16 protein-coding genes, 1 pseudogene and 1 riboswitch are annotated in these 14685 nt (G+C 50.2%); of the genes and pseudogenes, 1 reads left to right on the top strand and 16 read right to left on the bottom strand.

Translation table 11 applies throughout. The annotated features are described in order from the left end of the window. The 6 genes and pseudogenes from rsmH to E1963_RS23010 all read right to left on the bottom strand — a co-directional run bounded on the left by rsmH (position 1) and on the right by E1963_RS23010 (position 4897). Positions 1–936 (bottom strand): 16S rRNA (cytosine(1402)-N(4))-methyltransferase RsmH, encoded by a 936-nt coding sequence (gene rsmH, locus E1963_RS01300; RefSeq protein WP_132274227.1) that lies wholly within the window; start codon positions 934–936, stop codon positions 1–3. 11 nt (positions 937–947) lie between these two features. Next, entirely contained in the window at positions 948–1388 is a 441-nt protein-coding gene (mraZ, locus tag E1963_RS01295) for a division/cell wall cluster transcriptional repressor MraZ (RefSeq protein ID WP_006442076.1), read from the bottom strand. A gap of 296 nt (positions 1389–1684) precedes the next feature. Then, positions 1685–1942, bottom strand: coding sequence for a hypothetical protein (locus E1963_RS01290; protein WP_132274224.1), 258 nt, complete (start codon positions 1940–1942; stop codon positions 1685–1687). A gap of 59 nt (positions 1943–2001) precedes the next feature. After that, complete coding sequence (locus tag E1963_RS01285; protein WP_132274221.1) at positions 2002–2841, bottom strand: DegV family protein; 840 nt, start codon at positions 2839–2841, stop codon at positions 2002–2004. Between the two features lie 143 nt (positions 2842–2984). Beyond that, positions 2985–4142 (bottom strand): FtsW/RodA/SpoVE family cell cycle protein, encoded by a 1158-nt coding sequence (locus E1963_RS01280; RefSeq protein WP_132274219.1) that lies wholly within the window; start codon positions 4140–4142, stop codon positions 2985–2987. A 126-nt stretch (positions 4143–4268) separates the two neighbouring features. After that, positions 4269–4897 (bottom strand): annotated as a pseudogene (locus E1963_RS23010) (hypothetical protein). A 295-nt stretch (positions 4898–5192) separates the two neighbouring features. On the opposite strand from E1963_RS23010, the gene E1963_RS19535 reads away from it, so the two are divergent. Further along, entirely contained in the window at positions 5193–5354 is a 162-nt protein-coding gene (locus E1963_RS19535) for a hypothetical protein (protein ID WP_167482083.1), read from the top strand. Positions 5355–5418: 64 nt separating this feature from the next. Here the strand turns inward: E1963_RS19535 and pflA are convergent, their stop codons facing one another. The 10 genes from pflA to E1963_RS01225 all read right to left on the bottom strand — a co-directional run bounded on the left by pflA (position 5419) and on the right by E1963_RS01225 (position 14658). Beyond that, positions 5419–6138, bottom strand: coding sequence for a pyruvate formate-lyase-activating protein (pflA, locus tag E1963_RS01270; RefSeq protein ID WP_132274216.1), 720 nt, complete (start codon positions 6136–6138; stop codon positions 5419–5421). Further along, on the bottom strand, positions 6125–8356 hold the full coding sequence (pflB, locus tag E1963_RS01265) for a formate C-acetyltransferase (RefSeq protein ID WP_132274213.1): 2232 nt from the start codon (positions 8354–8356) through the stop codon (positions 6125–6127). Before pflB ends, pflA begins: the two co-directional genes overlap by 14 nt. A 121-nt stretch (positions 8357–8477) precedes the next feature. Continuing rightward, a riboswitch (ZMP/ZTP riboswitch) is annotated at positions 8478–8560 on the bottom strand. A gap of 114 nt (positions 8561–8674) precedes the next feature. Continuing rightward, positions 8675–9277: a manganese catalase family protein gene (locus E1963_RS01260; RefSeq protein ID WP_066577834.1), complete on the bottom strand. Its 603-nt coding sequence runs from the start codon at positions 9275–9277 to the stop codon at positions 8675–8677. Between the two features lie 3 nt (positions 9278–9280). After that, positions 9281–9550 (bottom strand): spore coat protein CotJB, encoded by a 270-nt coding sequence (locus tag E1963_RS01255; protein ID WP_132274210.1) that lies wholly within the window; start codon positions 9548–9550, stop codon positions 9281–9283. Further along, positions 9547–9840: a spore coat associated protein CotJA gene (locus E1963_RS01250; RefSeq protein ID WP_243117516.1), complete on the bottom strand. Its 294-nt coding sequence runs from the start codon at positions 9838–9840 to the stop codon at positions 9547–9549. Before E1963_RS01250 ends, E1963_RS01255 begins: the two co-directional genes overlap by 4 nt. A 126-nt stretch (positions 9841–9966) precedes the next feature. Next, the gene (locus E1963_RS01245) at positions 9967–10347 is read right to left on the bottom strand and encodes a zf-TFIIB domain-containing protein (protein ID WP_132274207.1); all 381 of its coding nucleotides are present in this window, start codon (positions 10345–10347) and stop codon (positions 9967–9969) included. Positions 10348–10450: 103 nt separating this feature from the next. Next, positions 10451–10642 carry a heavy-metal-associated domain-containing protein gene (locus tag E1963_RS01240; RefSeq protein WP_132274204.1) on the bottom strand — a complete coding sequence of 64 codons (192 nt, stop codon included), beginning with the start codon at positions 10640–10642 and terminating at the stop codon, positions 10451–10453. A 13-nt stretch (positions 10643–10655) separates the two neighbouring features. Then, positions 10656–10958 (bottom strand): metal-sensing transcriptional repressor, encoded by a 303-nt coding sequence (locus E1963_RS01235; protein WP_132274201.1) that lies wholly within the window; start codon positions 10956–10958, stop codon positions 10656–10658. Between the two features lie 27 nt (positions 10959–10985). Continuing rightward, a complete protein-coding gene (locus E1963_RS01230; RefSeq protein ID WP_132274198.1) occupies positions 10986–13259 on the bottom strand; it encodes a heavy metal translocating P-type ATPase in 2274 nt (757 codons plus the stop codon). A 163-nt stretch (positions 13260–13422) separates the two neighbouring features. Further along, positions 13423–14658 carry a serine hydroxymethyltransferase gene (locus E1963_RS01225; protein WP_132274196.1) on the bottom strand — a complete coding sequence of 412 codons (1236 nt, stop codon included), beginning with the start codon at positions 14656–14658 and terminating at the stop codon, positions 13423–13425. Positions 14659–14685: the final 27 nt, after the last annotated feature.

Here is a 14685-nt window from a genome sequence, read left to right as displayed (position 1 = left end):
TTATCGTCGTTCAAATATGCGGAGCTTGGCACTCTTCGCACGGCTGTTATATTCCAACTCCTCCTCATCCGGAAGAATCGGTTTTCTAGTTAAAATACTCCCCTTTGATTCTTTTCCGCATACACATACGGGAAAATCGCTTGGACAGGTGCATGGGTTTTCATTTTTCTTAAATGCACTTTTTACTATCCTGTCCTCCAGCGAATGGAAGGTTATGATGCACAGCCTCCCACCTGGTTTTAACAAGTCGATCATATCATCCAGAGAATCCCGCAGAACTTCCAGCTCCCTGTTCAGTTCAATACGGATAGCCTGGAACGTCCTCTTGGAAGGATGCCCAGACTTTTTCTGGTATTTCATCGGTATGGCTTGTCTTATAATGCCGGTCAGCTGGCCGGTTGTTTCGATGGGCCTCTCCGCGCGTGCGGCTACAATATGTTTGGCGATGTTCTTTGCAAACTTATCTTCCCCGTAGTCCCGTATCACACGGTAGAGGTCCATCTCACCGTAGTCATTGACGATGTCCCTGGCTGTCATCTTCTGACGCGTATCCATCCTCATGTCCAGCGGCACATCTTCGCGATAGGAGAATCCCCGCTCTGCCGTATCCAGCTGATAAGATGATACGCCCAGATCGAGTACGATCCCGTCGACTTTGTCAATTCCTAACTGATGGAGCTGCGACTTCATATCACAATAGTTGCTCCTGACTATCGTGACCTTCTCCCCGAAGTCTTTTAAGCGGGCGCCTGCGGCAGTGATAGCCGCCGCGTCCTGGTCTATTCCTACAATACTCCCCTTGTCTCCTAAGCGTCTGCATATCTCGTATGCATGTCCACCTCCACCAAGCGTTCCGTCCACATATGTGCCGTCCGGCCTGATGTTCAGCCCATTAATAGTTTCTTCAAGTAATACTGACTTGTGCTCGAATCCCATATCTTCTCCCTCTAGATACTGAATCCGCTCTCTTCCATATCAGATGCTATATCCTCGATGTTGAGCTCCACTTCAGCATTCTTTTCATCCCATCTTGCCTTGTCCCATATCTCGGCACGCTTCCCCATGCCGATAAACACGACCTCCTTTTCAAGATGCGCGTAGGTCCTCAGTACAGAAGGGATTAAAGTTCTTCCTTGCTTGTCAAGGTCGCCGTCCGTTGCACTTCCCTGAAAGAAGTAGGCAAAAGCTCTGGCTTTTTTGTCCGTGGTCGTAGGCAAAGCGTTAAGTTTATCTTCGAAGGCGTTCCATTCATCTTCAGGATATACATATAAGCAGTTTTCCATGCCTTTTGTTATGACGAAATTCTCCCCTAGATCGTCACGAAACTTGGCCGGAATGATTAATCTGCCCTTAGGGTCGATATTATGACTGTATTCTCCTTTCAACATAAGAACTCACCCTCTTTCAAGTGGTCTGCCACTTTTGCACCACTTTATACCACTTTTCACCACTTTCTACCACTTGAATACATTGTAAACCACTTTTTGGGCGATTTCAACCCTTTTTTTAGAAAAATTTGAAAGGGGTCAGACCCCCTGCGTCCGCAGGGGTCTGACCCCTTTCAAAATTCAGGCTATTGTCAGACTTCTTTTTCTTTTGTTTTCCAACATAAAAATAAGGCGCTGCAGGACAGATGGACCAGCCATCTGTTCTGCAGCGCCTTTGTAATCTTGAATCTTACCGGCTATTCTTCTGTATTTCCTGCCGCCTCGGACAGGTTGGTGGAAAAATCTGTCAGCGCACTGTAATCGATTTCCACTGACTCTTTCGGTTTATTGGACTTATATGTTCCGTAGGCAGAATATCCAACCCAGCCCACAAGAAGAAGTGCGGCCAGCCCTACGACACATTTGCGGGCTATGTTAGCGGCTTTCTCCTTTTTTATATTCTTTTTGCGGTTAGCTTTCTCTTGCTTATATCTGTCTACTTTTTCCTGGCTCATACTTTTTCGCTCCTTCTATAGCTCAATAACTAACAGCTATTCTACCATAGTTTCCGGCATTATACAACTACAATTACGCCTCCGTCTGAAGCATACATGCTGCTGATCCCAGCCGTATCTACAATGATGACTTCCCGGAAATCTGCCTTTTCAAGCAGCATGTCTTTTACCTGGCGGGCACGCTCCGGACAGTTGCAGTGTGATATGGCAAGTATCTTCTTACCCGGCTCTTTCAGCCTCTTTGCAATCTCTTCTACCATTTTCACGAGCGCCTTCTTGATCCCTCTTGCCTGTCCAAGCTGGCAGATGGTCCCTTCTGCCGTGGCGCCCATCACCGGCTTTATGTTGAGAGCGGTGGCGACGATAGCCTTCAGGCCGGTGAGCCGTCCGTTTTTCCGCAATGTCTCAAGTGTCTCGAGCACAAAATACGTATCTTGTTCCGCTATATATTCCTCCACCGTATCCACTACGTCCTGGAATGCCATGCCTGCCTCCTCGCACTCTGCAATCTTCAGTGCTATCAATGTCTCGCCGATAGAGGCTGAGCGGGAGTTGAACACGTAGATATCTTTCTCCCCATATTCTTCGCTGTACAGGTTCTTGCCGAGCAGGGCGCTATTATATGAGCCGCTCAGCTCTGAAGAGAGCGTCACCGCATACACATGCTTTGCATCGCAGTGGAATCCCTCCATATATCTTTCCGGTGACGGACAGGAAGACTTTGGACATTCCGGTGAAGCTGCCACCAGCTTCAAAAATCTTTCCTGGTCAAAGGTCTCGTCATCAACAATCTGCTGCCCCGCCACTTCTATTTTAAGAGACGCCGTCTCAAAGCACCCGGACTCCTTCATCTCATCTGTAAGTTCTCCACAGCTGTCTACAATCACTTTATAACTCATATCTTTCCTCCCGGCTTGCCATATCTGTGTTCGGCTGGCATGTCATCTGTTGCTATAATATGTAGTTTTGAATACTACATTAGTAATCATAGCACATTTATATTGGAAATAAAAGTATTTTTATTAAAGTTTTCCCAGACAGCCTAATCTTCAAACTTAATCTTTCTTGACACTCCGAGCGCAATTCCCATCTCGATCGTCAGAAACAGGATGGATGTTCCCCCATAGCTGATGAACGGCAGCGTAATTCCGGTTGTAGGAATCAGGTTTATCACAACAGCCACATTCAGGATGACTTGGATGGCAATATGTGCGAATATGCCAGTCACTATGAGAGAACCATATATATCTGGTGCATTCTGGGCGATGAAGAGCAGGCGGTACAGCAGCATCCCGAACAGGACGAGTACCATGATTGCCCCGAATATCCCGAGTTCTTCACATATAATAGAAAGAATCATATCATTCTGGACTTCCGGGATGATCATCTTCTGTGCGCTGTTTCCGAGACCTTTCCCGAAAAACCCTCCCGATCCGATAGCATACAGCGCCTGCATGATCTGATATCCTCCTTCTGCGGCATGATCCTCCGGCGCAAGCCATACGAGTATCCTTCTCAAACGAAAGTTTTCACTCGTCACAAGCACCCTGCCCAGAATCTGTACCGCCACAAGTACCACACCCATACCTGCCGTAAATAGCACGATAAACGGCGCCGTCTTCGGATGTACGACAAATACCATGATGCAGGTAATCCCCATTACAATGATAGCCGTACTCAGGTTGTCCGTCAGGAACAGGACGCAGGCTGCGGAAAAAGCACCCCACGCAAGTATCTTCACGATGCCTCCGAGCGTCTTAACCTCTTTGCCCATCTTGCAGATAAGCACAGGGATAAATAAGATGATTGCTATCTTCGCCACCTCCGCCGGCTGGAACTGCTGGTCAAACGGCAGCTGTATCCAGCGCTTGGCGCCATTTACCTCTTTCCCCAGGGGCGTCTTGACGAGCATCATCAAAAATACAGAGACTATGTACAACGGTTTGGCCCATTTTATATAAATATGATAATCAATTTTAGCCACCACGTATATGACTATGAGTCCCATCACGCAGAATATAAGCTGCCGTTTGAAATAATGCATACTGTCGCCATAGGTTACAAGCGCGCTGTATGAGCTCGTGCTGTACAGCATTACAAGTCCGAAACAGATGAGAAATATAAGGACCGCAAGCATACTGTAATCAAAATACCGCGTCTTAGTCATTTTCCTTTTTCTTGTCTTCTGATTTCTCGCCATAATATCTACACTCCAATCTACCGTTCTTATTATAACGATATGAAAGAATAAAAACAACTGCATTTTCTGCCTGACAGGGTATCTCCTTGCTATATGGAGTGCACAGGCTGTCTAAGGTTCCGGTGTTCATGTCGGCATATCCCACACTTTTTGAAGTCCATCGCATTTCTCCAGATGCGGACACTCCCCCTGTACATAAGAGAATACCGGGCTTCTGTGTTCATACTGTCTGATGCCCTCCTTGAGCTTATCAAGCATCTGTGTCCGGTCCACGGGCAGACGTCCCCGGACACGGAACTGTATATAATCATGGAATCCATCGTATATGACCGGCTCGCCTTCTTGTACATCCGGCGTTCCAAGTAGCTCCAGCAGCCTTCTTTCTTCCCGCAGGTTCTCAAGCTCATCCGAAGGCCGGAAAGTATTGTCCAGGATATGCTGGTACAGCGGCGCTTCCTTATGATGGAACATGGAGAAGTTGACCACATACCGGGGGGCTGTGCTGTTCAAAAAGGCGGCAAGAGCCTCTGCATTTCTGCAAGGCGTATTCTATTGACAGCCTCATACGCCTGGCTCATATCATGGTCTTTCTCCATGAATGCCAGAACGTCATCCAGGCCGCTTTCGATACCGATATACAGATGCCGGAAAAGATTGCAGAACTTGCACCTGCCATAAGAGCATCCTACCATTACCGTAAGCATGAACGATGCCCGCTCCATGGGCGCACGGCAGATCTGTCCTTCATATATCATAATCATCACTCCTGTCTTCTGTGGCAATGTTTCTGTCATCGTACATTTATATCTAATTATACTATACTCCTTATATCCTGTACAGCGAAGTCAAATACCTCGCAGCGAGCTGCAGGGCATATGACCCTCGCGGCAGTCGCCAAGGCCAAGCGGGCCTGGCTTTGGCTCGTTGCCCGAGGGAATAAATCAGGGCTTCTGACAAGTATGGTTCCGATGTCTGCAATGAGGAAGATGAATTCAGATACATATTTCCTCTTACTTGTGAGCATCATACTTTTGAAAGGAGTGTGCACGTATGAAAGAAAACAAATCTTCATTTACAACGGAACGTCCAATCGACTATTTGGAGAGCAAAGACGCTTATGACGGTAAGATCAACGCTTCCAACTCCGAAAAATCAGTTGAACCCCTTCCGGAGTCTGAACGTCCGAGAAAAGACGGACCAGGCGGCGAATAGCCGCAAAACCGGCTGCCCCCCCAGGCAGCCGGTTACGTCTTTGTATCAGTCATTCTATTATTGTCTACCGGTACCGGTCCGGAAGAATCTCTCTCAGCTTTCCCGTTTCCATCTCCGCCATCTCAGGCACTTGCGCAAGCGCAAACGGTATGCCCATCGTTTCATATTTTTCCAGACAGAGCTTCCTGAACGGTAGCAGCTCGATCTTCTCAACATTCGGATACGCTTCCAGGAAATCCACCAGCTTTATAATATGTTCTTTCGTGTCATTGATGCCAGGGACGACAACCCTGCGTATCCAAAGCGGTATGTTCATCTTTTTTACCAGATCCAAGAACGCTATAACCTTCTGGAAATCTGCCTTGCAGTAATATCTGTAGTCTTCCGCAGTTAGGAACTTTACATCAGCCAGTACCAGATCCGTGTACTCTAATACTATTCCGGCCTTCTGCAGATCTCCGACTCCGCTCGTATCCAGAGCGGTGTGTATCCCTTCTTCCTTGAGAATGCAAAACAGCTCTGTCACAAATTCCGGCTGCATGAGCGGCTCCCCTCCTGTCACCGTGACACCTCCATTTTCCAGATACGGCAGATAGCGGCGGATCTTCTCCGCCACCTGTTCCGGCGCGTATTCTACTCCGGCATCCGGCTCCCACGTATCCGGGTTATGGCAGTAGGCGCACCGCAGAGGGCATCCCTGCATGAACACCACGAATCTGAGCCCCGGCCCGTCCACTGCCCCCATGGACTGGAAGGAGTGGATACGGCCGCTACATCGTCTCATGAAAGGTACGTGAAATCACTTCCTTCTGCTGTTCACGCGTCAGCTTGTTGAAGTTCACCGCATAGCCGGATACGCGGATGGTAAGGTTAGGATATTTGTCAGGATTATCGTATGCATCCATAAGCGTGTCCCTGTTCAGCACATTGACATTCAGATGATGCGCCATCTGGCCAAAATATCCGTCCAGTATGGATGTCAGGTTATCAAGCCTTTCCTCCTCTGTCTTTCCAAGCGCCTGTGGAACGACAGAGAATGTATTGGAGATTCCATCCTTGCAGTACTGGTAGGATAGCTTTGCAACCGAGTTGAGCGAGGCAAGCGCTCCGTTCTTCTCCCTGCCGTGCATCGGATTGGCACCCGGTGCGAACGGCTCTCCCGCCTTCCTTCCGTCCGGTGTGGAACCGGTCTTCTTGCCGTATACGACATTGGACGTTATCGTGAGTATGGAAAGGGTCGGTTCAGCGTCACGGTACAGCTTCTGTTTTTTCAGCTCTTCATAGAACAGTTTCACCTGTTCACAGGCAATGCCATCCACACGGTCGTCATCATTACCGAACGCCGGATACTCTCCTTCTATCTCAAAATCTTTGATCAGACCCGTCTCCTCGTCGCGGATGCATCTCACCTTGGCATACTTGATGGCAGAAAGAGAATCTGCAAGCACGCTCATCCCTGCGATGCCGAATGCCATGAACCGGTGCACTTCCGTATCGTGCAGTGCCATCTGCGTCTTTTCGTAGGCATATTTGTCATGCATATAATGGATGACATTCATCGTGTTGGCATACATCCTCACGAGCCACGGACGGTATACGTCCAGAAGTTCCATAACCTTGCCGTAATCCAGATATTCTCCATCGTATGGTTCATGCACTGGCCCTACCTGTATGTTCTGCTTTTCATCCCTGCCGCCGTTCAGCGACATGAGCAGCAGCTTGGCTAGGTTGGCACGGGCTCCGAAGAACTGCATCTCCTTGCCGATTCTCATGGCAGATACGCAGCAGGCAATACCGTAATCGTCGCCGAACTGCGGGCGCATCAGGTCATCATTTTCATATTGGATGGCATCCGTATCACAGGAAACCTTTGCACAATACTTCTTAAAATTATCCGGAAGGTCCTTTGACCACAATACCGTTAGGTTCGGCTCTGCCGATGGCTTCAGGTTGTAAAGCGTATGGAGCATGCGGAAGGAATTTTTCGTCACGAGCGTCCTGCCGTCCTCACCCATGCCGCCTACGGATTCCGTAATCCACATCGGGTCGCCGGCAAACAGTTCGTTATAGCCCGGCGTGCGCAGATGGCGTGCCATACGCAGCTTCATCACAAAGTCATCGATAATCTCCTGGGCTCCCTCTTCGCTCAGGATGCCTTTTGCAATATCGCGTTCAAAATAGATGTCAAGGAATGTTGAGGTGCGGCCAAGGCTCATGGCTGCTCCGTTCTGCTCTTTGATGGCGCCGAGATAGGCAAAGTACAGCCACTGTACCGCTTCCCTGGCGTCCGCCGCGGGCTTTGTAATGTCATATCCATACATAGCGGCCATGTCGCGCAGCTTGCCGAGGAAGTTGATCTGCTGGTACAGCTCTTCCTGCTGGCGTATGTGGTCTACATCCATGACCTCCAGGCTCAGCCTGTCTTTGTCCGCCTGCTTCTGTCCAATCAGATAGTCGAGGCCGTAGAGGGCGACACGGCGGTAATCGCCGATGATACGGCCGCGTCCGTAAGCATCGGGCAGACCCGTGATAAGGCCGCAATGCCTGGCAGCCTTCGTCTCCTTGTTATAGACACGGAATACCCCGTCGTTGTGGGTCGTCCTGTACTGGAATTCGTCTTCCACCTTCTGTGACAGTTCATAGCCATACGCCCGGCAAGCGTCCCTTGTCATGCGCAGGCCCCCGAAGGGATTGACGCCCCTTTTTAGCGGACGGTCTGTCTGGAGCCCTACGATAATCTCCTGTTCCTTGTCCAGATATCCCGGCTTGTAATTCAAAAGAGAAGTGACCGTCTGGGTATCGATGTCAAGCACGCCTCCGAACTCACGCTCCAGCACAAGCAGATTCTCCAACTTATGCAGCAGCTTACCGGTACGTTCCGTCGCCGGCTTCAGGAAATCCCCATTTCCTGTATAAGGGGTATAGTTCTTCTGGATAAAATCACGTACATTCATCTCTTCCTGCCATATCCCCGGATTAAAACCTTCCCACTGTATAAACATATTCCATTCCTCCTGTTCTCTGTGTGTATGACATCATTCCCTGTGCTCTTTTCATTGGGGCCAGACCCCTTTTGAAAGGGGCCTGACCCCAACCGTTAAAAAAAGAGCAGCACCAGAAAAATGATGCTGCCCAGACGGTCGGCTTATTCCAAGACTTCATTCCCCTGTGGTAACCCACATTATCCGTCAGTAACGAAGTCCTTTTTGTTTACTTTACGGGGTGAGTATACCATTAACCCGCCGTAAAAGTCAAGAGAAATTTCATAGGGGTCAGACCCCCTGCATATGCAGGGGGTCTGACCCCTTCGACAATTCACGCTATTTTCTGACATCAAACTCTGGGTTGAATGCGTAGAAGTTCTTGCTGTCCAAGTTATCCTGCACGATGCGCAGAGATTCGCCGAAACGCTGGTAGTGAACGATTTCACGCTCTCTCAGGAAGCGGATTGGCTCACATATCTCAGGATCCTTTACGAGCCTCAGTATATTATCGTAAGTAGTCCGTGCTTTTTGTTCTGCCGCCATGTCTTCGTGAAGGTCCGTTATCGGGTCTCCTTTGGACTGGAAGTATGTTGCCGTCCACGGTGCGCCGCTGGCCGCCTGCGGCCACAGTGCCAGTGTATGGTCTACGTAGTACTTGTCGAAGCCTGATTTTTCAAGCTCTTCCGGGGTCAGGTTTCTTGTAAGCTGGTGAACGATGGCACAGACCATCTCCATGTGGGCCAGCTCCTCTGTACCGATATCGGTAAGTATTCCGGTCACTTCTTTATATGGCATCGTATATCTCTGGGACAGGTACCGCATAGATGCCGCGAGTTCCCCGTCCGGCCCGCCGAACTGTGATATGATTACCTGGGCAATCTTTGGGTTCGTCTGCGTTATTTTTACCGGATGCTGCAGTCTTTTCTCATAATTCCACATATACTAACATCCTCCTTCCTGCCACGGCCATGGCTCGTTGATCCATTTCCACCTGTCTGCTTCCGTATCAGCAGTGTCAAGTGTCAATGGGCCGTAGTATCTGGCATATTCTTTCAATGCCTGGACTCTCTGTTTTTTAAATTCATTGAAGAATTCAAGAGCTTCTGCATTACAAGGATGCGTATCGAGAAAAAGCTTCACGTCGTCCACCGCAAAGCTCACCACGTTGATCCACTCTAAAAGTTCCCTTCTGCTAGGCTTATTATCTGTCATCTTGAACACCCTCCTATCCCCCGGAATGGTTTGTTCAGTTCTTCAAAAATCGTACCACAGTGAAATCCTTTTTCAACTTCGTACAAGGCGCGCCACTGCTGCCACGGTACATAGGCCATCGCTAAAGGCATACCGCTCAGCTCGTCACAAGCGTCCCTGTCATCACAGCAGGCCGGCTGCATCTTCGGCTGCACTTTCGTACGGCAGCCTTCCTCTCTCATGACAGGTGCTGTTCTTCCACAATTATTACGCCTTCCGTACTCCGGCGCATTATAACGGTAATTCGGCATGTGTCATACTCCTTCCATAATCATATGCAATATTATAGTATGGGACTTACCGGGAAGTTGTGCACAAAAAAGCCGCTGACTACAGATGACTGTACATCTGCAATCAGCGGCCTCACTATCGGCTGCCTATTTTAAGAGCATGTAGATAATCAATGCTGCCACGGCTACAATTGCAATTCCCAGTATAATCACCGGCACTTTGGAGACCTTATCATCTTCCAAGTCATAATAGTCATCCTCGACTTCCGGCTCCGGCCTTCTCTTCGGCCTCTTTCTCGGTCTCTCTTCCTCCACGGAAAGCAGTTCATCATATGCCTTTCGCATCTCTTTTTCCCGCTTATCCCGCACTTTCTTCGGCGGAATATTGGCATACTTCTGAGATTCTTCCTCTTCCCCGCGCCGCTTCGTTCCTGGCACCTTGAACTTCTTTCTGCAGTTGAAGCATAACATGTAATCCGGGTCTTTCTGGCTCGGCTTTAACGGCTGGCCGCATTTTGGACATTTCATGGAAATCTGTCCCTCCTCGTTCGTTTCTATCTGTACTTCCACTGCGTATTATACTATATAACAGAGCAAATATCAAAACAAATTACACAGTGTCCCCACTTCTCTACACTTCCGCAGAAAATCCAAGGTCATCCAAAGCTTCCATGGCGGTTTTCACACAGTGTTCGCATCCGTCCACCGTTACCGTCTTATCCTCCAGGCTCACTTTAAAATCAAGCCCTTCCTCTGTCAAAAGTTTGGTAATCCTCTCCACACATTTCTCACAGTGCATATCTGCCACTTTAATCACTGTCATCTGGCCCGTCCTCCTATTTCATCAATTTTTGAATCGTATCGCAAAGTTCGTCGACCACTTCCACTTTGCCTTCCTGTATATCATCAACCACACACGTATGGATGTGGTTAACGAGCAGCTTTTTGCTGAATGCATTCAATGCCGCCTGAATGGCGGATATCTGCGTCAGTATATCCACACAGTACCGGTCCTCCTCCAGCATCTTCTTGATTCCCCTTACCTGTCCCTCGACGCGGTTCAGCCTCGTCACCAGCTCTTTATATTCGCCGGCATCCCGGTGCTTTGTACGTTCCGTACAGCAGCTCTTCTCTTCCATAGTCCCTCTCCTCTTCGTGTATTCTTCCTATAATTTCAGCCTGCGCAGCCTGAGTGCATTTCCCACGACGGTCACGGAGCTCAAGGACATGGCAAGACCCGCAAAGACAGGGTTCAGCAGCGTCCCGTTTATCGCGTACAGCGCTCCGGCCGCCAGCGGAATGCCACAGCTGTTATAGAAGAACGCCCAGAACAGGTTCTGCTTGATATTTCTTATGGTGGCGTTGCTCAGCCGGATGGCCTTATATACGTCATTCAGATCAGACTTCATAAGGACCATATCACCCGAGTCGATGGCGATATCACTACCGCTTCCGATAGCCACTCCAACATCCGCCTGCACAAGAGCAGGAGCATCATTGATGCCGTCTCCCACCATCATCACGCGGCGCCCTTCATTCTGAAGCTTCTCCACCACATTTGCCTTATCCTGCGGCAGCACCTCTGCAACCACATGGTCTACTCCTACTTTACCCCCAATATACTCAGCCGTCAACCGGTTATCGCCAGTCAGCATATAGACCTGGAGGCCCAGTTCCTTCATACGTGCCACGGCATCCCGGCTCGTCTCCTTCACCGGATCCGCCACGCTGATGATTCCTGCCGGGGCAGATGCCTCTTCTGCACCATCTTCCGGTCTGCCTGGCTTTTGCACGACAAACATAGGGGTCTGTCCTTTCGAGGCAATTGCCTCCGCCGCCTTACCGTATGCACCAAGACCAATCCCAAGAGACTCGCACAGCTTCCTGTTACCGATATAATATGTGTCACCCCCGATGACCGCTTCGATACCCTGTCCGGTGACGCTCTGGAACTCTTCCGCTTTCAGAAGCGGCAGCCCTCTCTTTTTAGACTCATCCACGATAGCACGCCCGAGCGGATGCTCCGAGGCCTGTTCGCAGGACGCCGCAATCTGCAGCAGCAGATCCTCATCTTTGTCATGGCTTATGATGTTCATGACCGCCGGCTTCCCTTCCGTAATCGTTCCTGTCTTGTCAAGCACGACTGCGTCGGCCTTGTGTGCAATCTCAAGCGCCTCGCCGCTCTTGATCAGGATGCCGTTGCCCGCGCCAAGCCCGGTCCCGACCATAATCGCAGTGGGGGTGGCAAGCCCGAGCGCACACGGGCACGCAATGACAAGCACCGATACGAATATGGTGAGCACGAATGCAACGTCGTGTCCGAGCAGCGCCCACACGACCGCCGCCACAAATGCGATACACATGACGGCAGGGACAAAGTACCCCGCTACCGTATCCGCAAGCTTTGAAATAGGCGCTTTCCTTCCCTGTGCGTCCTCCATCATCTTTACAATCCTCGCAAGCGTCGTATCCGCACCGACACGGGTAACCTCAACGGTGACAGCACCCTGGTAATTGACACTGCCTCCGATGACCTCCGAACCCGCCTCCTTCTCAACCGGGATGCTTTCGCCTGTAAGCATGGATTCATCTACCGTCGTGCGCCCTTCGGTAATGGTTCCGTCAAGAGGCACTTTATCACCCGGCCTGATGAGAATCAGCTCTCCTCGTCCCACCTGTTCCACCGGCACTTCCGTCTGTTCCCCGTCCCTCAGCACGCAGGCCGTGTCCGGGGCCAGCTCCATCAGCTTACGTATGGCATCTTTTGTCTTGTTCTTGCTCCGGCCTTCCATGTACTTTCCGACCATGACAAGCGTCACGACGATGGCTGCGGACTCATAATACAGGTTGTGGACCGCCGTGCCGTCTGTACGTATGAGAAATGTCATCACAAGACTGTACAGATATGCACTTCCTGTACCTATCGCCACAAGCGAGTCCATATTCGGATGCCCTCTGAACAGGCTTTTAAAACCTGCAAGATAGAATTTTCTTCCGTTAAACAGGATGACGGTCGTAAGAATGAGCTGTGCCAGCGCAAAATTGAGCGGGCTGTGATGCATATCCAGCACAGCCGGGAGCGGCATCGGAAACGGTACCATATGCCCCATGGAAATATAGAGAAGCGGAATGGCAAGTATAATATTGATGATGAGATGCGTCCTCGTCTTGTGAACCTCGTCTTCCATCACCGCTTCTTCTTCTTTCTTCTCTTCCTTGCTCTTATCGATATGGAGCTTTGCCCGGAACCCCGCCCTCTCCACTTTTCTGATAATCTCTTCGTCAGACAGTGCCTGTTCGTCAAAGGTTATCGTCATTATGCCGGTCGTCAGGTTCACGCTGCTCTCCGTAACACTTACAAGCTTCCTCGTAACCTTCTCGACCGCGCTGGAGCAGGCCGCGCAGCTCATACCTCCTATAATAAACTGTTTCGTAATCATATAAGCACCTCCATCTATACCCCTATCGGGTATTTAGATTATACCTCTACACGGTATATTTGTCAACGGGGAATTATGATTGGAGCGCAACAATCGCCAGCCGGCGCAAAAAGGCCGGAACCTCCGCATTCATCAACGGTCGTTCCGGCCTTCCTTCACTCTTCTAGCAGAGCGGATACTTTTTCGTAAGCCCTGCCACAATTTCTTTTGCTTTCTCTATATTATCTTCACTTTTAATCACAAGCACGATCGCCTCCGCGATGACATCCATATCCTCTTCCTTCATCCCTCTCGTCGTCACGGCCGGAGTGCCAAGCCTTACACCGCTCGTCACGAACGGGGAGCGCGGGTCATTCGGAATCGTGTTCTTGTTGCATGTGATGCGAGCATCGTCCAGACGCCTCTCCAGATCCTTGCCCGTAACCTCTTCTTGGCTTAAGTCCACGAGCATGAGATGGTTGTCCGTGCCCCCGGATACGATCCTTGCCCCTCTGTCCATAAGTCCCCTGCAGAGTGCCTGCGCGTTGTCGATAATCTGCTGCTGGTATGCTTTGAATGCCGGCTCCAGCGCCTCCTTGAAACAGACTGCCTTCCCTGCGATGACATGTTCCAGCGGTCCGCCCTGGGTTCCCGGGAATATCGCCTTGTCAAAGTTGAACTTGTCCGCGGCCTCCCTGTTGCATAGTATCATGCCGCCTCTTGGTCCGCGCAGCGTCTTATGTGTCGTTGTCGTCACTACATCGGCGTACGGTATCGGGCTCGGATGGAGTCCCGCAGCCACAAGCCCGGCTATATGGGCCATGTCCACCATAAGATATGCGCCTGCTTCATCTGCAATCCCCCGGAACCTTTTGAAGTCGATTGTCCTTGCATATGCACTGGCGCCCGCAATGATAAGCTTCGGCCTCTCCCTTAGCGCAATCTCCCTTACGTCGTCATAATCGATGACTCCGTCTGCGTTGACCCCGTATGAGACGATATTAAAATACTTCCCGGAAAAATTCACCGGTGATCCGTGGGTCAGATGTCCCCCGTGATCCAGGTTCATGCCAAGCACCTTATCTCCCGGATCTACCAGTGCAAAATATGCGGCAAGGTTAGCCTGCGCACCGGAATGAGGCTGGACATTAACATATTCGCATCCAAAAAGCTCCTTCGCCCTTTCCCGCGCCAGATTTTCCACGGTATCCACGCACTGGCATCCGCCGTAGTAACGTTTTCCCGGATATCCTTCGGCATACTTGTTGGTGAGGGGACTTCCCATGGCCGCCATCACAGCCTTGCTCACCCAGTTTTCAGAAGCGATCAGCTCAATGTGGGAATTCTGCCGTTCCATCTCTGAAGTAATCGCCTCTGCAATTTCACTGTCTGCTTTTTTAATCTCGTCAAATGTATACATTTTCGTACCTCCCAGGCAATTCTTACA

This window comes from Extibacter muris (assembly GCF_004345005.1).
GTDB classification, from domain to species: domain Bacteria; phylum Bacillota; class Clostridia; order Lachnospirales; family Lachnospiraceae; genus Extibacter; species Extibacter muris.
Note: the sequence above shows the minus strand (reverse complement) of the source record. Positions and strands in the feature narration are given on the sequence as shown.